The sequence below is a fragment of the Enterobacter sp. BIDMC 29 genome, assembly GCF_019378755.1.
In the GTDB taxonomy this organism is placed as follows: Bacteria; Pseudomonadota; Gammaproteobacteria; order Enterobacterales; family Enterobacteriaceae; genus Enterobacter; species Enterobacter ludwigii.
The window spans coordinates 240,636-263,158 of record NZ_CP080000.1 but is presented as its reverse complement, the minus strand read 5'-3'; the positions used below and the strand labels follow the sequence as shown (position 1 = coordinate 263,158).

General features: G+C 57.1%; 19 protein-coding genes. 6 read left to right on the top strand and 13 right to left on the bottom strand.

Features of this window, described 5'->3' with window-relative positions:
- Positions 1–4: 4 nt before the first annotated feature.
- Together JTA15_RS01210 and JTA15_RS01205 are read right to left on the bottom strand one after the other, a co-directional pair.
- Positions 5–1,066 carry an efflux RND transporter periplasmic adaptor subunit gene (locus tag JTA15_RS01210; RefSeq protein ID WP_219372760.1) on the bottom strand — a complete coding sequence of 354 codons (1,062 nt, stop codon included), beginning with the start codon at positions 1,064–1,066 and terminating at the stop codon, positions 5–7.
- Positions 1,067–1,172: 106 nt separating this feature from the next.
- On the bottom strand, positions 1,173–3,881 hold the full coding sequence (locus JTA15_RS01205) for a cation-transporting P-type ATPase (RefSeq protein WP_047744073.1): 2,709 nt from the start codon (positions 3,879–3,881) through the stop codon (positions 1,173–1,175).
- 488 nt (positions 3,882–4,369) lie between these two features.
- Between JTA15_RS01205 and JTA15_RS01200 the strand changes: the two genes are divergently transcribed.
- Positions 4,370–4,618, top strand: coding sequence for a DUF1158 domain-containing protein (locus JTA15_RS01200; protein ID WP_025204775.1), 249 nt, complete (start codon positions 4,370–4,372; stop codon positions 4,616–4,618).
- 58 nt (positions 4,619–4,676) lie between these two features.
- Here the strand turns inward: JTA15_RS01200 and JTA15_RS01195 are convergent, their stop codons facing one another.
- Both JTA15_RS01195 and JTA15_RS01190 read right to left on the bottom strand, forming a co-directional pair.
- A complete protein-coding gene (locus tag JTA15_RS01195; protein WP_020885132.1) occupies positions 4,677–5,018 on the bottom strand; it encodes a RamA family antibiotic efflux transcriptional regulator in 342 nt (113 codons plus the stop codon).
- Positions 5,019–5,050: 32 nt separating this feature from the next.
- Positions 5,051–6,154 carry an MBL fold metallo-hydrolase gene (locus tag JTA15_RS01190; protein WP_020885133.1) on the bottom strand — a complete coding sequence of 368 codons (1,104 nt, stop codon included), beginning with the start codon at positions 6,152–6,154 and terminating at the stop codon, positions 5,051–5,053.
- Positions 6,155–6,344: 190 nt separating this feature from the next.
- Here JTA15_RS01190 and JTA15_RS01185 point away from each other — a divergent pair, with 190 nt between their 5' ends.
- The 3 genes from JTA15_RS01185 to nfsB all read left to right on the top strand — a co-directional run bounded on the left by JTA15_RS01185 (position 6,345) and on the right by nfsB (position 8,068).
- On the top strand, positions 6,345–6,935 hold the full coding sequence (locus JTA15_RS01185; protein WP_020885134.1) for a TetR/AcrR family transcriptional regulator: 591 nt from the start codon (positions 6,345–6,347) through the stop codon (positions 6,933–6,935).
- The gene (locus JTA15_RS01180; protein ID WP_032677586.1) at positions 6,925–7,293 is read left to right on the top strand and encodes an MmcQ/YjbR family DNA-binding protein; all 369 of its coding nucleotides are present in this window, start codon (positions 6,925–6,927) and stop codon (positions 7,291–7,293) included. Before JTA15_RS01185 ends, JTA15_RS01180 begins: the two co-directional genes overlap by 11 nt.
- A 121-nt stretch (positions 7,294–7,414) precedes the next feature.
- The gene (nfsB, locus tag JTA15_RS01175; protein ID WP_219372759.1) at positions 7,415–8,068 is read left to right on the top strand and encodes an oxygen-insensitive NAD(P)H nitroreductase; all 654 of its coding nucleotides are present in this window, start codon (positions 7,415–7,417) and stop codon (positions 8,066–8,068) included.
- Between the two features lie 121 nt (positions 8,069–8,189).
- Here the strand turns inward: nfsB and JTA15_RS01170 are convergent, their stop codons facing one another.
- Both JTA15_RS01170 and JTA15_RS01165 read right to left on the bottom strand, forming a co-directional pair.
- Positions 8,190–9,224, bottom strand: coding sequence for a hypothetical protein (locus tag JTA15_RS01170; protein WP_050737441.1), 1,035 nt, complete (start codon positions 9,222–9,224; stop codon positions 8,190–8,192).
- Positions 9,221–10,090, bottom strand: a complete 870-nt coding sequence (locus JTA15_RS01165; protein WP_014168966.1) for a helix-turn-helix transcriptional regulator — start codon at positions 10,088–10,090, stop codon at positions 9,221–9,223. Before JTA15_RS01165 ends, JTA15_RS01170 begins: the two co-directional genes overlap by 4 nt.
- Before the next feature lie 107 nt (positions 10,091–10,197).
- On the opposite strand from JTA15_RS01165, the gene JTA15_RS01160 reads away from it, so the two are divergent.
- Together JTA15_RS01160 and JTA15_RS01155 are read left to right on the top strand one after the other, a co-directional pair.
- Positions 10,198–11,634, top strand: coding sequence for an MFS transporter (locus JTA15_RS01160; RefSeq protein WP_219372758.1), 1,437 nt, complete (start codon positions 10,198–10,200; stop codon positions 11,632–11,634).
- A 66-nt stretch (positions 11,635–11,700) separates the two neighbouring features.
- Positions 11,701–12,945 (top strand): mechanosensitive ion channel family protein, encoded by a 1,245-nt coding sequence (locus tag JTA15_RS01155; protein WP_014168964.1) that lies wholly within the window; start codon positions 11,701–11,703, stop codon positions 12,943–12,945.
- Here JTA15_RS01155 and JTA15_RS01150 read toward each other — a convergent pair whose 3' ends face one another.
- The 7 genes from JTA15_RS01150 to JTA15_RS01120 form a co-directional block, all read right to left on the bottom strand.
- A complete protein-coding gene (locus JTA15_RS01150; protein WP_025204778.1) occupies positions 12,946–13,917 on the bottom strand; it encodes a LacI family DNA-binding transcriptional regulator in 972 nt (323 codons plus the stop codon).
- Between the two features lie 75 nt (positions 13,918–13,992).
- Complete coding sequence (locus JTA15_RS01145) at positions 13,993–15,135, bottom strand: Gfo/Idh/MocA family protein (protein WP_219372757.1); 1,143 nt, start codon at positions 15,133–15,135, stop codon at positions 13,993–13,995.
- The gene (locus JTA15_RS01140; protein ID WP_047955160.1) at positions 15,128–16,153 is read right to left on the bottom strand and encodes a sugar phosphate isomerase/epimerase; all 1,026 of its coding nucleotides are present in this window, start codon (positions 16,151–16,153) and stop codon (positions 15,128–15,130) included. The genes JTA15_RS01145 and JTA15_RS01140 overlap by 8 nt, the downstream gene beginning before the upstream one ends.
- A 15-nt stretch (positions 16,154–16,168) precedes the next feature.
- Positions 16,169–17,407: an MFS transporter gene (locus JTA15_RS01135; RefSeq protein ID WP_219372756.1), complete on the bottom strand. Its 1,239-nt coding sequence runs from the start codon at positions 17,405–17,407 to the stop codon at positions 16,169–16,171.
- A 184-nt stretch (positions 17,408–17,591) separates the two neighbouring features.
- Entirely contained in the window at positions 17,592–18,980 is a 1,389-nt protein-coding gene (gene pheP, locus JTA15_RS01130) for a phenylalanine transporter (RefSeq protein WP_059306883.1), read from the bottom strand.
- Between the two features lie 102 nt (positions 18,981–19,082).
- A complete protein-coding gene (locus JTA15_RS01125) occupies positions 19,083–21,266 on the bottom strand; it encodes a TonB-dependent siderophore receptor (protein ID WP_219372755.1) in 2,184 nt (727 codons plus the stop codon).
- Between the two features lie 215 nt (positions 21,267–21,481).
- On the bottom strand, positions 21,482–22,522 hold the full coding sequence (locus JTA15_RS01120; protein WP_025204783.1) for an ABC transporter ATP-binding protein: 1,041 nt from the start codon (positions 22,520–22,522) through the stop codon (positions 21,482–21,484).
- Between the last annotated feature and the right edge of the window lies 1 nt (position 22,523).

Here is a 22,523-nt window from a genome sequence, read left to right as displayed (position 1 = left end):
CTCCTTAATTCAGTATCTGGACGGCTGCGCCAGGCTGTACGCGCTGGGCACCGTCGGTGATCGCTCGCTCACCGGGATGTAAGCCGGATGAAATCTCAAACTGCTGGCCAATCTGTCCGGCAATCTTCAGCGGGCGTTTTTCGGCTTTGCCTTCTGCGTTAACCACCCAGGCAAAGAATCCCTCGCCGTTTTGCTGTACCGCCGCAGCGGGCACTATCAGCACCGGCTGCGCGCTTGCCGGACGCAGGTAGACATTCACATTGCCGCCCGGCAGCAGCTGATGGCGCGGGTTGGCGAATTCGGCGCGCAGCATCACGCTGGCGGTACGCGGGTCGATACGATTGTCCACGGAGGTCAGTTCACCGCTCAGGCGCTGACCATTGCTGTCAATCCGCGCCTGCCAGGCGCGCTTCAGGGCGCAGATATCCGCATGTTGTCCGGCTTTGGTGGCAAACGCCCCCTCTTCCAGCGCAAAGGCGATACGGATCGGATCAAGCTGCACGACATCCACCAGCACGCCGCTTGACGGGTTCACCAGGCTGCCGGCATGGAACTGGCTGTGCCCCACGCGGCCATCAATCGGCGATGTGATGCGCGTGTACGCCAGCGTCACGTTGCGGGTTTCGAGGCGAGCTTTCGCCTGCTCCAGCGCAGCGCTGGCGACATCGCGCTGCATGCGCGCGTTATCCACGTCGTGACGGCTGATGGCATTGCTGTTGCCCAGGCTTTCAAAGCGTGAAAGCTGCTGCTGCGCCTGACGCAGCGTGGCTTCCGCGCTCTTTACCTCAGCCTGTGCCAGACGCACGGCGGCGCGTGGCTCGGCATCGTCCAGCTCAAACAGCACGTCACCTTTTTTCACGTATTGTCCGTCACGGAAATGAACCTGGGTAATCACGCCTTCCGTGCGCGCTCTTATCTCGACGGTATGAATGGCTTCAATGCGGCCAGGCACGTGCCGTTCAGCTGCGTGGGTCGTTTGCTCCACAACCGCCACGCGAACCGGAATGGCAGCAGCAAACGCGGGTTGAAAGAGGGCGAGGAGGACGAACAGGAGCGGGAATTTCATGGGGATGTACCTCTGATGTGTTTCCCTCACCCCGGCCCTCTGCCCAATGAAAGGGAGGTCAGCATCCCCTCTCCCGGCGGGAGAGGGTTAAGGTGAGGGCAAAAGGTTATGCAGCCTTACGGAACCTGCGGGTCAGTCGCTTCTCGATTTCAACAACGAAGAACATCACCGCGGCTACCGCCAGCGTGACGAACCAGTAGCGCAGAGGCAGCGCTTCCGTGCCGAAAAGCATCTGCATAAACGGCAGGTAGATGATTGCCGCCTGGAGCAGGAACAACACGCCTGTGACCAGCCAAATCCCTTTGTTCGCCAGCAGGCCACGGTTCAGGGAGAACCCTTCAGTGTTGCGGCAGTTAATCATGTATACCCACTGGGCGCAGACCAGCATCTGCAGCAGCACGGTACGGATGAACTCCGCGCTGTGGCCGCGCGGTGCCAGCCAGGCTTCCAGCGCAAAGGCGGCGATGGCAATCATGGTCCCGACGAAGGCCACGCGCCATACGGCGTACGCATCCATCACGTGCTGTCCGGTCTGACGCGGCGGACGCTTCATGATGTTGCGCTCAGCGGCTTCAAAGGCCAGGCCAAAGGAGAGCGTGGCGGAGGTTGCCATGTTCATCCACAAAATCAGTACCGGCGTCAGCGGGATAATATTCCCTGCCAGCAGCGCAATAACAATCAGCAACCCCTGCGCCAGGTTGGTCGGCATAATGAACAGAATGGTTTTCTTCAGGTTGTCGTAAACGCGACGCCCCTCTTTTACCGCGCTGGCGATGGTGGCGAAGTTATCGTCGGTCAGGACCATGTCCGCCGCCTCTTTGGTCACTTCGGTGCCTTTAATGCCCATTGCGATGCCCACGTCCGCCTGGCGCAATGCCGGAGCGTCATTCACACCGTCGCCGGTCATGCCCACGATCTCACCCTTGTCCTGCAGGGCTTTCACCAGGCGCAGCTTATGCTCCGGGCTGGTACGGGCGAAAATGTCATATTTCACCGCGGCGTCTGCAAGCTCAGCGTCGTCCATTTTCTCCAGCTGGTAGCCCGTCACCGCCTGCTCGCTGTTGGTGATCCCGAGCATCTGACCGATGCTCATTGCCGTCTGCGGGTGATCCCCGGTGATCATCTTCACGCGGATCCCGGCCTGCTGGCAGGCATGAATCGCATCAATCGCTTCAGGACGCGGTGGATCCATCATTGCGGCAATACCGAGGAAGATCAGCCCGTGATTCAGATCGTCATGCGTCAGCGCCTGCTCACCGTTCGCCGGTTTGAACGCTGCGGCAACCATACGCAGCCCCTGGCGTGCATAGCGCTCCATCTCGGTTTCCCAGTAAGCGCGGTCGAACGCTTCAGCGCCGTTACGGGCCTGCTGCTGTTTACACAGCGCGAAAATCACGTCCGGCGCGCCGGTAATCAGGATGTGCTCCTCGTGACCAATCTGATAGTGGGTGCTCATGTACTTGTACTGCGAATCGAACGGGATCTTGTTAATCAGGGTGGTCATCACCGGCTCAAGATGCGCCTTCGCCGCCAGCACCTTCAGCGCCCCTTCGGTCGGCCCACCGGTGATGCCCCACAGACCGCGTTCGTCCTGAATCAGCTGGCTGTCATTACAGAGATCGACAGTGCGCAGGTACTGCTCCAGCACGGTGCCCGGCTGGATCTGCATCGGCTCGTCGCTGCCTTCCAGGTAAATGTTCCCCACCGGCTCGTAGCTGTTACCGTCCACGCGGTAGCAACTGTCGGCAGTAATGATGGCTTTCACCGTCATCTCGTTCATGGTCAGGGTGCCGGTTTTATCCGAGCAGACCACGGTCATCGCCCCCAGGGTTTCAACCGTTGGCAGCTTGCGGATAATCGCCCGCTTGCGTGCCATCGCCTGCACGCCAAGAGAAAGGATGATAGAAATAATGGCTGGCAGACCTTCCGGCACGGAGGCGACCGCCAGGCTAATCAGAGAGAGCAGCAGCTCGCCCATGGGGATTTCGCGGAACACCAGGCTGAAGACAAACAGTGCCGCCATCATCGCCAGAATAATGGCGAAGATCGCTTTCCCCAGCTTGTCCATCTGCACCAGCAGCGGCGTACGATGCTTTTCAATACCCGCCATCATCTGGTTAATGTGGCCAAGTTCAGTCTCTTGCCCGGTGGCAATGACCACGCCAATGCCGCCCCCTGCACTCACGGTCGTACCGGAAAAGACCAGGTTAGTGCGGTCGCCCAGCGGTAATTCACCGGTCAGCGGATTAATGTGTTTATCCACCACGGTAGATTCGCCGGTCAGAATAGCCTCTTCCACGCGTAAATTATGCGCTTCGATTAAACGCATATCCGCCGGAATACGATCCCCCGCGCGTAATACAATAATATCGCCCGGGACTATTTCAGTTGTCGGTAGCGTTTCATGATTGCCATTGCGAATGACGCGCGCTTCGCTGGAGAGCATATTGCGAATACTCTTCAGGGATTTTTCCGCATTGCTTTCCTGAATATGGCCAATTAACGCGTTGATTACCGCCACACCGAGGATAACCAGCGTATCGACCCAGTGGCCCATAACCGCAGTTAATACCGCCGCGGCAAGCAGAACGTAAATCAGTACATCATTAAAATGGGCGAGAAAACGTAGCCAGGCGGGCTTGCCTTTTTTCTCCGGCAACGCGTTAGGGCCATACTGATGCAGACGTGCCTGCGCTTCAGCACGGTCGAGGCCGCTTGCCTGGCTCTGCTTGTTAGCAAGCACTTGCTCAACGGTCTGCTGATACGCCTGCCCACCAGCAGGTGGCATGTTCTGAGAGAGATTTTTTTTGGTCATCGTATTTTTCCTTCAATATACGGTGGACGGAAGCCTGAATTCCTTTCTGGCTTTAATAAATTCATTTTTAAGGCTTGCGGGTAAAATTGATCTACCGCAATATAATTACTGCCGGGATATTCAAAACTAATAAATATTATTCGAATACGATGATTTTTACAAAATATTTCTAAACCAACGCTAAACGAGGAGGAACCATGTTTGGTATTTATCGCGCACGCCGCCTGGCGTTATACATTGTCGCAGCCATTGTTATTGCCACGTTAATTGGATATAGCACTTATATGTTTGTAAAATTATTTGCATGACAAGGACATTTATTTACATAACGCGATAATAATTTAATCGCTTCTGAGAGATTATTCTCTTTCTGTTATTTATTCGCAGAAAAGTGCATTTGATTTAACAAAAAACGTCTGCCGGGTTTATATTGCTTTACGTTCCGCGATGCCGGACAATGACATTTTTAACTGACGATTAACATTAAGATGAAACACCCGTTAGAATCGCTGCTCACAGCGGGGGGCATTTTGTTGATGGCCCTGCTCTCCTGCCTGCTGTTACCTGCGCCGTCGCTTGGGCTGGTGCTGGCGAAAAAGCTGATGACGATCTTCCACATGGTCGATCTTAACCAGCTGTACACCATTTTGTTCTGCGTGTGGTTTTTACTGCTTGGCGCCCTCGAATTCTTCATCCTGCGTTTCGTCTGGCGTCGCTGGTTTTCACTGGCATCGTAAGTAAAAAAACCGGGTGCGGCTGCGCCTTACCCGGTCGGATTTCTGCATAACGACACGTTCAGTGTGTCCGGCTGTGGTTCTCTTTGCGGTACGCGCCAGGCGGCTGGTTGAAGGTACGGGTAAAGATACGCGTAAACGTCTGCTGCGAATCAAAGCCGTAGCGCAAACAGATATCGTAGACACGCTCGTCCGATTCACGCAGGTCACGCGCTGCCAGCAGCAGCTTGCGTTCGCGAATGTAACGCCCGAGACTTTCGCCCTTGTACTGCATAAACAAACGCTGCAGATGCCATTTTGAGTAACCCGCGTGGCGGGCGATCTCTTCGATACGTAATGGCTGGTGCAGGTTGTCGTCGATCCACTCGACGATGGTGTCGATGACTTGAGCGGAAATGGTCATACTGCTCTCCCCCTCTGCTTCTCGCTTAAACATTATTCCCACCACTCACGAAAGGTTTGCGTGGTATCACTCACGTGAACAGGTTCACCCAGCTCCGGCGTCAGTAGCCGATAATTTTTATCTTTGCTGGCCTGCGCCAGCTGGATCAGCGGATCGTTCCAGGTGTGTTTCGCCAGCACAAAGCGTCCGTTATGACCGGGCACGACAGCTTTCGCGTTAAGGTCAGCCGACGCCTGCGCCGTTTCCGCCGGCATCATGTGAATGTACTTCCAGTCCCGATCGTACTGGCCGTTTTCCATGATGGCTAAATCCACCTCGCCGAACTGCTCACCGATGGCCCTGAAGTGCGGGCCGTAACCTGAGTCTCCGCTGTAATAAACCTTCTGCGCCGGCGTGACGAACATAAAGCTCCCCCACAGGGTTTGATCGCGTTTAATCCCGCGTCCGGAGAAGTGACGTGCCGGCAGGACGTGCACCGTTAAGTCATCACTGATGCGCACCGACTGGTTCCAGTCGCGCTCGTCGATAATTTCCGGCTTCATGCCCCAGTAGCGCAGATGAGATCCAACGCCCAGCGGGGTAACCACACGTTTCACCTTCGGCAGTAACGCCCTGATGGTGGCGTAATCCAGATGATCGTAGTGATCGTGGGAGATGATCAGCAGGTCGATCTCCGGCATGTTCTGCGCATGCCAGGGATACTCGCCCGCAAAAGCTTTATTGAGGAACGAGAACGGCGCGGCATAGTTGCTGAGTACCGGGTCAATCAGAATACGTTTACCCGCCAGCTGCATATACCACGATGAGTGGCCGAGCCAGACCAGCGTGTCCTGCTCCAGCGGCAGACTGGCGAGATCGGTTTTCACCAGCGGCAGCGGCTGCGCGGGACGGGCATTTTCGGTTTTGCGGGTCAGAAATTGCCACCACGCTACCAGCATATTTTGCTCGCCGGTGAAGCCCGGTGTCGGCAACGTATTGTGGAATTTCCCGTCGCGATACTGCGGGGAGGCCTCCACTTCGGTAAGCTGCGCACCCTGCGGTGGCTGGCCAAATCCAGGATTCAGGACAAAAGGTAAACTCGCAGCTGAAGCAATAATCATGACGAACACCACGCAGATGAATAGAGGCTTTTTCATATCCTGACCCGAAAACGCGCCCCATCCGATGGTTTACGCGGGTTGAACTTGATTATGAGTGAGTAAGCACTCATTATAGATATGATGATAAAGTCGTCAAGACGTTTTCGATCTTTGACATTGCGCGTTGCAGCCTGTCAAAGCACGTGTTTCAATCAAGGTTTTTACAATTGACAGGAGGAACAATTTAGTGGCACGTCCGAAGAGTGAAGATAAAAAACAGGCCTTACTGGACGCAGCAACCGCTGCATTTGCACAGTCAGGTATTGCCGCCTCAACGGCCTTAATTGCCCGGAACGCGGGCGTCGCTGAAGGCACACTGTTCCGCTACTTTGCTACCAAAGACGATCTGCTGAATGCCCTCTATCTGCACCTGAAGCAGGATCTCTGCCAGACGATGCTGGCGGAGCTTGATCGCACACTCACCCTCCCCAAAGAACATACCCGCAATATCTGGAACAGCTACGTGGACTGGGGCATCCGTAATCCTGTCGCTCACGCCGCCATTCGCCAGCTTGGCGTCAGCGAGAAGATCAGCGCCGAAACGGAGCAGGCCGTGCAGGAGATGTTCCCGGAACTGCATGAACTGTGCCGTCGCGCAGTGCGCCCGGTATTTATGTCCGATGAGTTTCGTACCTTTGGTGATGCCATGTTCTTATCGCTTGCCGAAACCACCATGGAATTTGCCACCCGCGATCCGTCCCGCGCCGTCGATTTTAAAGCGCTGGGCTTTGAAGCCATGTGGCGTGGACTCGCCTCCGAGGATATTGATGGACAGTAAATCGCTGCAGGAACACGCCAAACGCGTGGCGCTGGAACTGCCGTTCACCGAACACTGCTGGCCGTTCGGGCCGGAATTTGATGTGTTTAAAGTGGGTGGCAAGATTTTCATGATTGTTGCGGTTGCTCACGGGCGACCGCATGTCAGCCTGAAATCCGAGCCGGAAAAATCCCTGTTAAACCAGCAGATCTACCGCGGCGTTGAGCCGGGGTATCATCTCAATAAAAAACACTGGATTTCACTCTACGGCACCGACGATGTTACGCCGGAACTGGTGGCCGATCTCATCAACGATTCCTGGAATCTGGTCGTCGATAAGCTGCCGAAAAAAGACCAGAAATGGATCAGGCCGCGCTGATTGTTCGTCTGAGACGAACAGATTAAGCGCTCAAAATGCACTTATCTTTTCCCGCTTCGCACGGTAATCTGCACTCCTTTTCGCGCCCGCACGCGGGCGAATTTTATCACCAGGAGTTGTTATGGATATCCTTTCCGTTGCCCTGAAACGCCACTCCACCAAGGCGTTTGACCCAAGCAAGAAACTGACCGCTGAAGAAGCGGAGAAGATCAAAACCCTGCTGCAGTACAGCCCGTCCAGCACGAACTCCCAGCCATGGCATTTTATTATTGCCAGCACTGAGGAAGGTAAAGCGCGCGTGGCCAAATCTGCGGCAGGCACTTACGTGTTCAACGAACGCAAAATGATGGACGCCTCTCATGTGGTGGTGTTCTGCGCGAAAACCGCCATGGACGATGCGTGGCTTGAGCGCGTCGTCGATCAGGAAGAGGCCGACGGTCGCTTCAATACCCCAGAAGCAAAAGTGGCGAATCACAAAGGTCGCTGCTATTTCGCCGATATGCACCGCGTGGATCTGAAAGATGACGACCAGTGGATGGCGAAACAGGTTTACCTCAACGTCGGTAACTTCCTGTTAGGCGTGGCCGCGCTGGGCCTGGATGCCGTACCCATTGAAGGTTTTGACGCCGCCATCCTCGACGAAGAGTTTGGCCTGAAAGAGAAAGGCTTCACCAGCCTGGTAGTGGTCCCGGTTGGACACCACAGCGTGGAAGATTTCAACGCCACGCTGCCAAAATCTCGCCTGCCGCTGAGCACGATTGTGACCGAGTGCTAAGACAAACGGGCCGCAACTGCGGCCCGTTTTCAATCACGCGTCATCTGCCTGGTTTCGCCATTGAACCAGCATCTCACGCAGACGGCGTTTTCTGCGTCTTCCCGATAAAAACGCGTAAAACTTACTTCTCCGCACGCCCGGCATGCCAGATCCGCTCCGCATACCGCCCTATCACCGCCAGCGACGCCGCCAGAATCAGGAAGAACACCACCTTGTTCATCCCATCCCAGAAGTATTCGAAGTAGCGGGTATAGAGGTTAATGGCCAGGAACGTCAGGCCAAACCCGCGCAGCATGCCGTCGTCGGTTTTCAGACTGATGTAAATACAGAGAACCGCCGCCACCGCAAACAGCAGCGCCCACGGCAGCAATGAGGCCTGGGTCACGCTGTACCAGTTATCGATATCGTAATTACCAAATATCGACATGATCCACAGGGCGACAAAGAGATACGTCAGCCCCATCGCTTTACTGGTGGTGTAGAGATGACGGGACTGCAGCACAGCACGCAGGATCCAGCACAGGGCCAGCAGTGCGCCGCCGAAAAAGATAAAGCGCACCGGATAGTTCATCCCCAGCCAGTAAGCGCCCCAGCCGGACATATAGCCCGTCTCCGCGCCAAACCAGTTGCCAAGCGAGAGCAAGAAGAACAGCCAGACCAGCCCGGAGCGGCCGAAAAAGCCTACCAGGCCATAGACGGCACAGCCGGCCAGGAACAGGGGCGCGATGTGGCCGCTGCCGTTATCCAGCCGTTCACCCAGCTGCCAGAGCGCGATGGCGGTAAACAAGACTCCGAGGAACAAAATCGCTTCGGTACTGTAATGCCACTGCGTCTCCCGCCGCTGGCGGCTGAAGCCCCACAAATAAAACAGCACGGCCATCAGTGCCGGCAGCCCGATGCGGGCAAGGGAGGAAAAAGCGAAGAATTCGATAATGCGCGCCATCATTTCGCTGTCCGAAAACAGGCTGCCGATGGCGATAATGACGCAGGCGAGTGCCGTCCAGAAGGCATAGCGGCTCAGCCGCTGCCAGTCCATGGTCACGCGTTGAAGCGTACCGGCCAGCCGCTGATGGTCATCAGCGGTTAATGTGCCTTCCTGTTGCCACTCGTTGAGTGCGCGGCGTAGCAGCCGCTCCTGTTTGCCGGTAACCTTCATTTTGCCTGCTCCGTCAGCCATTCCATTGCTCTCTCCCCGGCTTCATCTACTGGCAGATACACCAGCAACCGGGAACCGTTTCGTGGAGCAGAGTACCAGTACATCTGCTGCAGGGTAAATTCCCCAAGCTCCGGATGGGTAAACAACTTGAGCTGGTTTTCCACACCGCGCACGTCATTGCGCTGATGCCACAGATTTTTAAACTCCTCAGACACCGCAAAGAAGCGCGCCAGTTTGGCTTCCCACAGCGGGTCACCCCGGTGCTCGGCCATCGCCGCCCGGAAATAGGAGACAAAAACGGGCAGCACATCGTCACGTCTGCCGAGACGGGCGCGCCATGCCGGGTGGGTGAGGAACAGATAAATACAGTTGCGGTCTTCCGGGGGGATCGCATTGAAATCGACCCCCATCAGATGACCAAAGCTGTCGTTCCACGCCACGATGTCGAAATTGGGTTTCTGAATGCTGGCCGGTTTCGGCATCAACGTATCAAGCAGGCGGCGCGTGCCTTCGCTGATCCCTTCACAGCAGGTGGCCTGCGGTGCTTCACCCGGCGGTAGCCCGGCCAGCACAAAAAGATGGCGCGCTTCGGTCGGGGTGCATTGCAGCGCTTTTGCCACGGCGGCCATCACCGCGCTGGACGGATTGACGTCCCTGCCCTGCTCAAGCCAGGTGTACCAGGTTACCCCGACGTCCGCCAGCAGGGCCACCTCTTCACGGCGCAGCCCGGGCGTGCGGCGTCGACCGCTGCGCGGCAGGCCGAGCCGCTGCGGATCGAGGCTTTCGCGTCGGGCGCGTAAAAACGCACCAAGTTGTTTTCGGGTGTCATCCTTGAGCGAGACGACGGGTTCAGACATCAGCGCCATAAATCCCCCTGCATGGTAGTGCCAGTACCAGTATAAGCAAGAACTGGTACCCGTTTATCAGATCGTTGATGCTACGACCATCTGTTGAATGACGCAATGGAGTTACCATGAATACGTCAGTCGTTTCACCGGGCCGCGCAGGCCTGATATTGCTGTTAACCGGCCAGATGCTGCCGCTGATTGATACCTCAATCACCAACGTGGCGCTGGATGCTATCACCCACTCGCTGCACGCTACGGCCACCGAGCTGGAATTAATTGTGGCCCTCTACGGTGTGGCCTTTGCCGTCTGCCTTGCCCTCGGCAGCAAGCTGGGGGATAACCTTGGCCGCCGTCGTCTTTTCATGTGGGGCGTGGCGAGCTTTGGCCTGGCCTCGCTGCTGTGCGGAATGGCAGGCAACATTGAACAACTGCTGGGCGCCCGTATTCTTCAGGGGGCTGGCGCGGCGCTGATCATGCCGCAAATTCTCGCCACCCTGCACGTAACGCTGAAAGGCACGGCCCACGCGAAGGCCATCAGCCTCTTTGGCGGCATCGGCGGCATCGCGTTTATCGTCGGCCAGATGGGCGGAGGCTGGCTGGTATCGGCGGACATTGCCGGCCTCGGCTGGCGCAACGCCTTCTTTATCAACGTGCCAATTTGTCTGGTGGTGCTGGCCATGAGCCGCCGCTACGTGCCGGAAACCCGCCGTGACACGCCATCAAGCATTGACTGGACGGGCACCGTCCTGCTGGCGATCGTCCTCTGCTGCCTGCTGTTCCCGATGGCGCTTGGCCCGCAGTGGCACTGGTCCTGGCCGCTCAAGGTCGCGCTTATCGCCATTATTCCGCTTGCCGGGTTAATGGCCCTCAACGCCCGCAAAAAAGAACGGGACGATGCGCATCCGCTGATCCCGCCGCGCCTGCTGCAGTTGCGCAGTATCCGTTTTGGCGTGCTGATTGCGTTGCTCTTTTTTAGCGTCTGGTCCGGCTTTATGTTCTGCATGGCGTTAACCATGCAAACCGGTCTGGGGATGGCGCCGTGGCAGTCTGGCAACAGTTTTATCGCCCTGGGTGTCACCTACTTTATTTCAGCGTGGTTTGCCCCGCGTCTGATTGCCCGCTACAGCACCAGTACCATTCTGCTGACCGGTCTGGCGATCCAGATAGCGGGCCTGCTGGCACTGATTGTCACCTTCCGCCTCTGGGGAATGCACAATACCGCGCTGACGCTGGCACCCGCGACCGGGCTGGTCGGCTACGGTCAGGCGCTGATCGTGAACAGTTTTTATCGTATTGGCATGCGCGATATTCAGCCTGATGACGCCGGGGCGGCGAGCGCCATTTTGAGCACGCTGCAGCAGGCGGCACTTGGACTCGGCCCGGCCATCTTTGGCGCGATTTTGCTGCACGGTCTGCAAAATCATCACGGAGATTACACCCAGGCGATCACCCTCTTCCTCGCGGTGGAAACTGGCCTGATGGTGATCCTCGCGCTGGCGACGCTGCGGGTTCGCCATCGGCTGTGCCTGCCGGTGGTGACGACCTGCCACGCCGTCAAATAACCCTGACGAATTTGCATAATAGATCCGCAGCCGCCATTATGGGGCTGCATCAATACAGGAGACGTTATGCAGGAATTAATTGCTCAGGTTGAAGAGTTAGGCATTGAAATTAATCACACCACCTCTTTAGTGATTATCTTTGGTATTATTTTTCTTACCGCACTCATCGTTCATTTTATTCTGCACAAAGTGGTCCTGCGGGCCTTTGAGAAGCGCGCGCAGGCCAGCAGCCATTTATGGTTGCAAATCATTACCCAGAACAAGCTATTCCACCGCGTCGCCTTTACCCTGCAGGGGATAATTGTCAACGTTCAGGCGGTACTGTGGCTGCAAAAAGGCAGCGAAGCCGCGGAAATGCTCACCACCTGCGCAAAGTTGTGGGTGATGGTGTATGCCCTGCTCTCGTTCTTCTCGCTGCTGGACGTCATTTTCAATCTTTCGCAAAAGATGGCGACAGCCTCGCAGCTCCCGCTGAAGGGCATCTTCCAGGGGATAAAACTGGTGAGCGCTATTCTGGTGGGGATTTTAATTATCTCGCTGCTGATTGGTCAGTCGCCAGCCATTCTGATTAGCGGCCTGGGCGCCATGGCTGCGGTGTTAATGCTGGTGTTTAAAGACCCGATCCTCGGGCTTGTCGCCGGGATCCAGCTCTCCGCCAATGACATGCTTAAACTCGGTGACTGGCTGGAGATGCCAAAATACGGAGCCAACGGCACGGTCACGGACATTGGCCTGACCACCGTCAAGGTGCGCAACTTCGACAATACCATCACCACCATTCCGACCTGGGCGCTGGTCTCTGATGCCTTTATCAACTGGAGCGGCATGTCGGCCTCCGGCGGGCGACGCATCAAGCGTAGCCTGAATATAGACACCACCAGCATCCACTTCCTCGACGAGCAGGAGCAACAGCAGCTGATTCAGGCGAAGCTGCTTAAGCCGTACATGGCGGCGCGTCATGAAGAAATTTCGCTCTGGAATCAGGAAAACGGTGAAGGCGAATCGGTGCTGAACCTGCGCAAAATGACCAATATTGGAACCTTCCGCGCCTATTTAAATGAATATCTGCGTAATCACCCGCGGATCCGCAAAGATATGACGCTGATGGTTCGCCAGTTAGCGCCAGAAGCTAACGGGCTGCCAGTTGAAATATACGCGTTCACTAACACGGTCGTCTGGGCGGAATATGAGGCGATTCAGGCCGATATTTTCGACCATATATTCGCGGTGGTGGATGAATTTGGTCTGCGTATTCATCAGTCTCCGACCGGAAACGATATTCGCTCGCTGGCTGGCGTAATAGCGAAATAATCAGGCGCTGGCGCGGGAGATAAAGCGCCAGTCCATCATCACTCTTTCCGTGGGCGCATCCGGGTTATCGATTTTATTCAACAACAAATCGACCGCCTTGCGCCCAATATCCCGAGACGGCTGTTCGATGGTGGTGAGCGAAATCATCTCCGCCAGTTCCGTACCGTCAAACCCGACTACCGCAATGTCTTCAGGCACGCGTAATCCCGCCTGCTGGATCGCATGCAATGCGCCTGCCGCCAGGGTATCGGAAACAGCAAAGACCGCGTCCGGCGGGTTTTCCTTCAGCAGATTTTGCATCGCCGCCATTCCGGCGCCGAAGCTGAGATCGCTGGCGTATTCCACCGCCTGGTAAGCCAGATCTTTCAGGTGGATAACGCTCTTATAGCCACGCTCGCGCAGGCGGGCATATTTATAACTCAGGTCGTGGTTAATCATCGCGATCCGCCCGCGCCCGCCGTCGGCAAGCTGGCTGACGGCATGCTGCGAGGCGTCCACATCGTTAATACCGACGCAAGAGACCGCACCGGCATCGGCGTATTCGGCGCACTGCACCCACGGCGCAGCGCCAATCAGGGCGGCCAGCTCAGGAAGCTTTGAGAAGGCATCCATGGTGATAATGCCGTCGACAATTTTACCGGACAGCAAACTCAGCCCCGAACGCGAGCGTTCAATGTCAGAGCCGGAGTTGCACAGCAGAATGCGGTAGCCGTTCTTTTCGGCTTCCTCTTCAATGCCTTTCACCACTTCGGCGCAGAACGGGTTAGCGATGTTCGACACCATTACCAGAATCATATAGCTGCGGGCAGTCCGCAGCTGGCGCGCCAGCAGGTTGGGCTGGTAATTACTCTCTTTGATCGCCTGCAGGACGCGTTCGCGGTTTTTCGCTTTCACGGTATCGCTGTTGTTAAGCACGCGAGAGACCGTTGCCACGGACACCCCGGCAAGCTGAGCGATTTTCTGAATGGACATAGCGACGGCACTTCCTGCGGTTAACGTTTTATGCAGGCTACCATAAATTCGTTGCCCGGCGAACCGGGCAACGCGTCAATAGGCAACGCGCACCCAGCGCTGCTGCTGATGGCTTTTCACTATCGCATCAATGATATACATGACGTTCGCGCCGTCATGGAACGTCGCAAACAGCGGCTGTGCCGGCATCTCCCCCTGCATCACGGCGCGGTAAAATTGCGCCATCATATTTTTAAAGGCATCAGGCCAGCCTTCGATATGTCCGCCGGGAAAATGGGCGCTTTCGGCCACGTCACGGTTCATCAGGTTTGGATCGTCGGAGAGGGTCTGGTTTGCCTGCGCGCGATGGCCGATCCAGAGTTGCTGCGGCACCTCCTGATCCCACGCCACGGACCGTTCGCTGCCGTTAATTTCAAACGTCAGCCGATTTTTGCGCCCGGCGCTGACCTGCGAGACGTTAAAGCTGCCTTTGCTGCCATCGTCGAAGCGCACCAGCACCGAGCCAAAATCTTCGGTGGTGACCGGTTTGTCTTCATCGTTCGCGCTGCGATCATCCGTGAAGGTCCGGTTTCCCGCCGCACTGGCCTTGCGCGTTGGCCAGACGATGGTGAGGTCGGCCATCACGTCGGTGATCCGCCGCCCGGTCACAAACTGCACCGTGTCACACCAGTGGGAGCCAATATCCGCCACCGCGCGCGACGCACCGCCCAGCGTGGCATCCACCCGCCAGTTGTAGTCGGTTTCCAGCAGCATCCAGTCCTGCAGGTAGCTGCCATGCGTGGCAAACAGCCGACCGAGACTGCCCTCGCGCTTCATGCTGGCCGCCTGACGCACCATCGCAAACTGGCGATAGACAAAGCTGACGCCGTGTACCACGCCCGCCTGCTCAGCCAGTGCCACCAGCTCGCGGGCCTCCTCCGGGGTCATACACAGCGGCTTTTCGGAAAAAACATGCTTACCCGCCTGCAAAATCTGTCGGTTAATCTCTGCGTGCAGATGGTTTGGCGTGCAGTTATGCACCACGTGCAGATCCGGATGGGCGAGCAGTGCCTCAACGTTCCCGTAAGCATGGGGCACATTCAGCTGGTGCGCCTTTTCCTGCGCTTGTGAAAGCGAGCTGTCGCACAGGGCGACCACCTGCACACTGCCGAGACGCCGCAGCGCCTCAATGTGCGCCGGGCCGATAAAGCCGCTGCCGACGATCCCGACGTTAATCATGGCTGCCTCCCGCGGCGAAATCGTCAAACGCGCGCCCGGATACCGGAATGATATGACGACGGATAAATTCGCTGCCTTCGCGGGCGCCGGTATCGCCATCCTTAAGACAGCACTCCCACTCCAGCACTGCCCAGCCCTCGTAGTCGTACTGGGTCAGTTTGCTGAAAATACCGGTGAAATCGATCTGCCCGTCGCCCGGCGACCGGAAGCGACCCGCGCGATGGATCCACGGCTGGTAGCCACCGTATGCACCGCTGCGCCCGTTAGGACGAAACTCTGCATCTTTGACGTGAAACGCTTTAATGCGCGCATGGTAGAGATCGATAAACGTCAGGTAGTCCATCTGCTGAAGCAGCATATGGCTGGGATCGTAGAGAATATTGCAGCGCGGGTGGTTGTCCACCAGCGCCAGAAAACGCTCAAACGTCACGCCGTCATGCAGATCTTCCCCCGGATGCAGCTCATAACAGACATCGACGCCGTGCTCATCAAAGGTGTCCAGAATGGGCCGCCAGCGGGTTGCCAGCGTCTGGAAAGCGTCCTGAAAACGCTGCGCGTTGTGCGGCGGCCACGGGTAGAAAAATGGCCACGCCAGCGATCCAGAAAAAGTGGCGTGCGCTGTCAGGCCTAATTTTGCGGAGGCCGCTGCCGCCTGATTGAGTTTGCTGGTCGCCCACGCCCGACGGGCCGCGTCGTTACCCCGCACGCCTGCCGGCGCGAAATGGTCAAACGCGTCGCCGTAGACCGGGTTCACCGCAATAAGCTGCCCTTCCAGATGGGTCGACAGCTCGCTGATCGCCAGCCCGTGCTCCGCCAGCGTGCCGGTAATGTCGTCACAGTAAGCCTGGCTCTCAGCCGCTTTCTCCACGTCAAAAATGTGCGGATGATTGCAGGGGATCTGCACGGCTTTGTAGCCCTTACCTGCTGCCCAGCCTGCCAGCCCATCCAGCGAGTTAAACGGCGCTTCTGCGCTGATAAACTGCGACAGGAAAATACCGGGTCCCTTAATCGTTCTCATACCACCTCCTGAACGTTACGCCTTGTCATCGTCATATTTGAACGTGAGAAGGAAAATCAGCGCAATCATCGCTGCCGCCACCGCCGGGATCCACCAGAAGGTGACCCACGCCTGCGGCACGGCCTGTCCCGCCACCAGACGGTTATACAGCGCGCCAGAAATCTGCGAACCAAGCAGCATGCCGATGCCGTAGGTGAACATCACGATCATGCTCTGCGCCTGGCCTTTCACCTTTTCGCCTGCCACGCGGTCGGTATAGATAAAGCCCACCACAAAGAAGAAGTCATAGCACACACCGTGCAACAGGATGCCGAGATAGAGCAGGAAACGTCCCTCCTCACTCACCCCCATGGCAAACATCGCGTAACGGACAAACCACGCCAGCATGCCGACCAGCAGCATGACTTTCACGCCCAGACGGCGGAAAAGCAGCGGGATCACCAGCATGAAGACAATCTCTGACATCTGGCCGAACGACATCGCGGTGCTGACATCAGCAATCCCGGCATCCGCCAGATATGAGGCGGTGTAAGCGTAGTAGGTGCCAAGCGGCACGGAAATCAGCATTGCGCAGACGGAAAAGACCAGGAAGTGGCGGGTTTTCAGCAGGGCAAACGCATCAGCGCAGAACAGATCGCGAATCTGGACCGGCAGCCCTTTTGCCGGGGCGGGCGTGTGCGGCAGCGTCAGACTGTAGATCGCCAGCAGCACGGAGCTCGCCGCCGCAACCTGGAAGATCGTGACGCTGGAGGCCACGCCAGTAACGCCGATAAAGATCCCCGCGACAATCCAGCCGATAGTGCCGAACACGCGCACCACCGGGAAGGTTTTATCGACGTTTGCCAGGCTGTGAAACGCGATGTTGTTCGTTAACGCCAGCGTCGGCATATAACAAAGCGTGTAGCCAAACAGCAGGCCGATCAGCAGCGCACCATTTTCAGCGATCAGCGCCCCCGGAACGAACCACAGGATAGCCGCGCCCGCCAGGTGCATTACCGCCATCACCTTCTGCGAGGCGAAGAAGCGATCCACCAGCATCCCGAGCACGAACGGCGACAAAATAGAGGCGATGGGCCCGGCGGAGAACGCATCGCCAATCAGCAACGACATGTTGTGCTGGGTCATCACCAGACCCAGCGTGACCGACCAGCTACCCCAGATAAAAAACTGCAGAAACATCATCAGCGACAGGCGCGGAACCAGCAGCCGGTGCTGCGCTATCACCTTCCCACTACTTTCAGTTGTTGACACCATAATGAGCCTCACCCTAGAAAAGTAATCGATTACAAATACCCTCAAATGAAAAGTAATCGATTACAAAATAAAGATCCTGTGGATCAGGAGAGATTTGGGAGAGGGGTCACGATAAAGAGGTTAATCGCGTTGGGATGGGAAACCGGATAGCTCGCCCTCTCCCACCGGGAGAGGGCGGCATGCATTATTGCTTGCGGGAAAGTTTAAACGCCACAAACAGGAAGATGACCCACACCGGGAGCAGCATCGCGGAAAGCCGCATGTCGTCCATGCTGCACATCAGCACAAGGATCAACCCGAGGAAAGCAATGCAGAGATAGTTTCCTGCCGGATAAAGCAGCGCTTTAAACTGCGTCTCACGTCCCTTGCGACGCATCGCGGCACGAAAACGCAGGTGCGCCAGGCAGATCATGATCCAGTTCAGCAGCAGGGTGGCAACCACCAGCGCCATTAGCAGGCCAAACGCCTCTTTTGGCAGCAGGTAGTTGATCACCACCACCAAAGAGGTGATCGCACCGGACAACAGCAGAGAATTCACCGGCACGCCGCGACGGCTGACGCGGGTTAAGAACTTCGGCGCATTCCCCTGCACGGAGAGGCCAAACAGCATCCGGCTGTTGGAGTAGACGCCGCTGTTATAGACCGAAAGTGACGCCACCAGAATAACGAAGTTCAACGCTGAGGCCACCACATTGCTGTTGAGATCGTGGAAAATCATCACAAACGGACTGCTGTTTGATTTCACCTCAACCCAGGGATAGAGCGCGAGCAATACCACCAGCGAACCGATGTAGAACAGCAGAATACGGTACACCACCTGGTTGACCGCTTTCGGAATGCTTTTATGCGGGTCGCGCGCTTCAGCGGCAGTGATACCAATCAGCTCCAGCCCGCCGAAAGAGAACATGATCACCGCCAGCGAAAGGATAAGCCCCTTCCAGCCGGTCGCCAGGAACCCCCCGTGCTGCCACAGGTTGTCGATCGTGGCACGCTCACCGCCGTGACCCGAGAACAGCAACCACAGGCCAAAACCAATCATGCCGATAATCGCCAGCACCTTGATGAGCGCAAACCAGAACTCGGTTTCACCGTACAAACGGACGTTCACAAGGTTGATGGCATTAATGATGATGAAGAAGGCCGCCGCCCAAATCCAGGTGGGCACATCCGGGAGCCAGTACTGCATGTAGATGCCAGCGGCGGTCAGCTCTGCCATCCCCACCAGCACAAACATCACCCAGTAGTTCCAGCCGGAGAGGAACCCCGCAAACGGGCCCCAGTATTTATACGCAAAGTGCGCGAACGAGCCTGACACAGGCTCTTCGACGACCATCTCGCCAAGCTGGCGCATGATCAGGAAGGCGATAATCCCGGCGAGGGCATAACCCAGCAATACCGCCGGACCCGCCATCTGAATGGCCGGGCCGATGCCGAGAAACAGCCCGGTACCGATAGCCCCACCGAGGGCAATTAACTGTATATGTCGATTTTGCAAACCACGTTGCAGCGTCGGATTCTGTTCCGACGAAGCTTCAGCGCTACCGGTGCCTGAAGCGGATGACGCGTCTTTCACGCCCTACCCCTGTCTCTTTTTTAGAAGGGGCACGTTTTAACACTTCAGGCTGGTGGTAGCAAGGGAATGGGGCATCCCTGCCCCGGATAACGAGCGGCGTTCTCAGAATGCGTAGCCCACCGAGACTTTAAAGGTACGCGGTTCGCCCTGGGTGATGTAGGTACCTGAATCATCCACGCTGGACCAGTAGTTTTCATTGGTCACGTTGTCGATACCCGCACATACCGTCATCTGATTTTGATTGTGGTTAACGGCGAAGCGATAACGCATACCCAGATCCAGCGTAGTGTAGCTGTCCAGCTTTTTGGTGTTCGCCAGGTCCGCATATTGCGTGCCGGAGTGGTTCACGCGCGCGGTAGCGGTCAGGCCATCAATCGGTTTGATGTCATACTCTGCGCCCAGAACGGCATAGAAATTCGGAACGCCAATCGCATCATTGCCCTGGTTGAGGCCGTTGTTGGTTTTGGTCAGCTCCGCCTGCAGCCAGGTAGCGCTGGCGTTCAGACGGACGCCCAGCAGGGGCTCGCCGAACACATTCAGCTCCACGCCGCGGTTACGCTGCTCGGCATCAAGACCATAATGACCGTTGCTGTTGAGGATCGCCGACGGCATTTTGATCTCAAACAGCGCCAGGGAGCCGCCCACGCGACCAAAATCCGCCTTCACGCCCACTTCGTTCTGCTTAGAGTGAACGATGCCGGTGCTCTGCCCGTAGTTGGTGGCGGTGTTGGGGGCTGCCTGACCCGGCTGCAGCGCTTCAGTGTGGTTAGCATACAGGGAGATCGCCTCCCACGGCTTGTAAACCACGCCGTAGGTAGGCATCCAGCGGCTGCCGTCGAAGCCGTCTGCTTTATTTTCCTGCCCGGTAATTTTGTTGTATCCGCGAATGACCACCTTCTGATGACGTGCCCCGGCGGTAAACAGCAGTTTGTCGTCCAGCACGCCCAGCGTATCACTCAACAGCCAGCCCTGCGTCCGGGTACGCCCGCTGGTGAGCGGATCGCTGTAATTTCCGCCTAAGCCGTTGAAACTGGAGCTGTCCGGCATATCCACACCGGTATTGTGATAGATATTGGTGGTTGGGTTATCCGCCGCCGACGACATTTTCCAGCCGATTTTTTCGTTTTTGGTCATCGCGGAGTAACCGACGTTGACTTTATGCGTTACGAAGCCGGTAGCAAAGTTACCGCGAATACCCGCCATCCCGCTGACGGAATCGCTGATGCGGTTGGTATCAAGACGGCTGACCGTCGCCTTACCGCTTTTATCCAGCAGCTTCGGCGCGCTGTAAATCCCTTCTTCGTGAGCGTGCTGTGCGCCGAGGCCGGTATAGGCCGTCCAGTTATCAGTAATGTCGTACTCGCTGCGCCACATCCCGAATTCATTTTCGATGTTGCTGTAGGCCCATTTCTGCGAGAAGTTACGATCGTTTTTCGGCGGTTCAGGCACGAAATCCACGGCGGAGATATTGACGCTGGTCGGGCTGCCATGGAAGGTTTTCTTCTGATACCCCACATCCAGCGAGGTGCGGAAATTGTCGCCTTTGTAGTCGAGGCCGGTGGAGAGCAGCGTGGTGCGGCGGCGATCGTTGGGCACCCCGCTTTCCCCTTCGCGATGAACGAGGTTCACGCGCGCGCCAAACTGGTCGTTGTCCCCATAGCGACGGCCCGCATCCAGCGTAGTGCCAAACTGGGAATCGGAGGTGTAATCGACGCCCACTTTTGCCTGCGGCGTTTCATCCGCGTGTTTCGGCTCAAGGTTAATCATTCCCCCCACGCCTGAACTTGCCGCGCCGTTCATCAGGGCGTTTGCCCCTTTAAAAATCTCAATGCGGTCGACCATCTGCGCATCCACCACCTGACGCGGCAGAACGCCGGACAGGCCGCCGAAGGTCATGTCATCCCCGTCAAACTTCAGGCCACGGATACGGAAGGTTTCGGCGCTGTTGCCGTAACCCTGCACGTACTGCACCCCCGCGTCGTTAGCGACCACATCAGCAATGGTTTTCGCCTGCTGATCTTCTACCAGCTTCGAGGTGTAGCTGATGATATTAAACGGCACGTCCATGGCGTTCTGCTGCCCCAGCATCCCCATGCGTCCACCGTTCGCCACCTGCCCGTCAAGGAACGCCGGCACAAGCTGGTCGCCGCCGGGTTTAAAATCGCTGGCAGGCGCAGACTGGACAATCAGGGTGTCTTCTTTCTTTTCATCCGCCGCCAGGGCGGAGTGCGTGACCGCGCCAATGGCGAGAGCCAGCAGCGTTTTATGCCTTTTCGTGTTGTTCATAATTAACTCATTAAACGTGCGCGCAAAAAGGGCCCGTTGTCGGGCCTTAGAATGTAATCAAGTGCAATGCAAATGAGAACTATACGCATTACATGATTGTTGGCAAGCGTAAACGCACGTCACTGCGTGAGAAAATCGGTTAACAGACGCGGGAAATCAGGAGGACGTATAGACGGGATAGCATGGCATAACCGCCCCGTTTCCGGGACGGTCTTTCAGGCGCGGCGGGAGAACGATAAAACGCGGGCGGTTCCCGCAACATCAATACGCACAGCCGTACCCGGATTCCAGCCAGGCTGGCTTACGGTCTTCAGAACAACAGGCTCCTGATGCCCAGCAAACGCCAGGGTGAGCGTGGACAAATGACCGGTAAAATCGACATCAATTATCGACACCGGGCTTTCATGCGGCGCGCACGCCGTCACGCGCAGTTGTTCAGGGCGCATCATGACGCGGCCCTGGCCGGTGGCATGCGTATTGTTGGTGGGTATCTCACCCAGCGCGCACACCGCATGGCCGGCGGTAAGCTGAGCGGGCAGGATCACCGCGTCGCCCAGAAACAGCGCGGTCTCTTCATCAACGGGCTGAGTGTAGACGTCATACGGGGTACCCACCTGGGTAAAGCGCCCGGAACGCATTACTGCCACCTGGGTGGCAAAAGATAATGCTTCGTTTTGATCGTGCGTCACCAGAATCGAGGCAACGCCCGCTTCCGCCAGCAGGTCAGCGGTCGCTTTGCGGGTCATGGCGCGAAGACCGGTATCGAGCGCCGAGAACGGCTCATCCAGCAGCATCAATGAAGGACGCTGAGCCAGCGCGCGGGCGAGCGCCACACGCTGCTGCTGTCCGCCAGAAATCTCATGCGGCCAGTGGGTCGCGAGCTGCCTGTCCAGCGACACCATCTCCATCAGCGCCTCTACGCGCTGGCGCTTTTCGTGGCGCGTGCCGTCCAGCCCCCAGGCAATGTTGTCTGCAACGCTGAGATGCGGGAATAACGCCCCCTCCTGGGGAACAAAGCCGATGCCGCGCAGATGGGCGGGAACGAAGCTGTTTTCGTCAAACAGCGTTCGGCCCTGCATCACTATCCGCCCGGCGTCCGGCGTTTCGAAGCCGGCAAGAATGCGCAGCAGCGTCGTTTTCCCCGACCCGGACGGCCCGACTATCGCCGTCCGGCTCCCCGGCGCAACGCTCAGGTTTAAGCTGTCGAGCACCTGCACACCGGAAAAGGATTTAGAAATGGACGTCAATTCAAGCATG

Excerpts from the sequence above, each read along its gene's own strand:
- JTA15_RS01140 (WP_047955160.1), bottom strand. The coding sequence starts at position 16,153 with ATGAGAACGATTAAGGGACCCGGTATTTTCCTGTCGCAGTTTATCAGC.
- JTA15_RS01190 (WP_020885133.1), bottom strand. The coding sequence starts at position 6,154 with ATGAAAAAGCCTCTATTCATCTGCGTGGTGTTCGTCATGATTATTGCT.
- JTA15_RS01125 (WP_219372755.1), bottom strand. The coding sequence starts at position 21,266 with ATGAACAACACGAAAAGGCATAAAACGCTGCTGGCTCTCGCCATTGGC.
- JTA15_RS01195 (WP_020885132.1), bottom strand. The coding sequence starts at position 5,018 with ATGACCATTTCCGCTCAAGTCATCGACACCATCGTCGAGTGGATCGAC.
- JTA15_RS01155 (WP_014168964.1), top strand. The coding sequence starts at position 11,701 with ATGCAGGAATTAATTGCTCAGGTTGAAGAGTTAGGCATTGAAATTAAT.
- JTA15_RS01120 (WP_025204783.1), bottom strand. The coding sequence starts at position 22,522 with ATGCTTGAATTGACGTCCATTTCTAAATCCTTTTCCGGTGTGCAGGTG.
- JTA15_RS01135 (WP_219372756.1), bottom strand. The coding sequence starts at position 17,407 with ATGGTGTCAACAACTGAAAGTAGTGGGAAGGTGATAGCGCAGCACCGG.
- JTA15_RS01150 (WP_025204778.1), bottom strand. The coding sequence starts at position 13,917 with ATGTCCATTCAGAAAATCGCTCAGCTTGCCGGGGTGTCCGTGGCAACG.
- JTA15_RS01200 (WP_025204775.1), top strand. The coding sequence starts at position 4,370 with ATGAAACACCCGTTAGAATCGCTGCTCACAGCGGGGGGCATTTTGTTG.
- JTA15_RS01145 (WP_219372757.1), bottom strand. The coding sequence starts at position 15,135 with ATGATTAACGTCGGGATCGTCGGCAGCGGCTTTATCGGCCCGGCGCAC.
- JTA15_RS01170 (WP_050737441.1), bottom strand. The coding sequence starts at position 9,224 with ATGAAGGTTACCGGCAAACAGGAGCGGCTGCTACGCCGCGCACTCAAC.
- nfsB (WP_219372759.1), top strand. The coding sequence starts at position 7,415 with ATGGATATCCTTTCCGTTGCCCTGAAACGCCACTCCACCAAGGCGTTT.
- JTA15_RS01160 (WP_219372758.1), top strand. The coding sequence starts at position 10,198 with ATGAATACGTCAGTCGTTTCACCGGGCCGCGCAGGCCTGATATTGCTG.
- JTA15_RS01180 (WP_032677586.1), top strand. The coding sequence starts at position 6,925 with ATGGACAGTAAATCGCTGCAGGAACACGCCAAACGCGTGGCGCTGGAA.
- JTA15_RS01205 (WP_047744073.1), bottom strand. The coding sequence starts at position 3,881 with ATGACCAAAAAAAATCTCTCTCAGAACATGCCACCTGCTGGTGGGCAG.
- JTA15_RS01210 (WP_219372760.1), bottom strand. The coding sequence starts at position 1,066 with ATGAAATTCCCGCTCCTGTTCGTCCTCCTCGCCCTCTTTCAACCCGCG.
- JTA15_RS01165 (WP_014168966.1), bottom strand. The coding sequence starts at position 10,090 with ATGGCGCTGATGTCTGAACCCGTCGTCTCGCTCAAGGATGACACCCGA.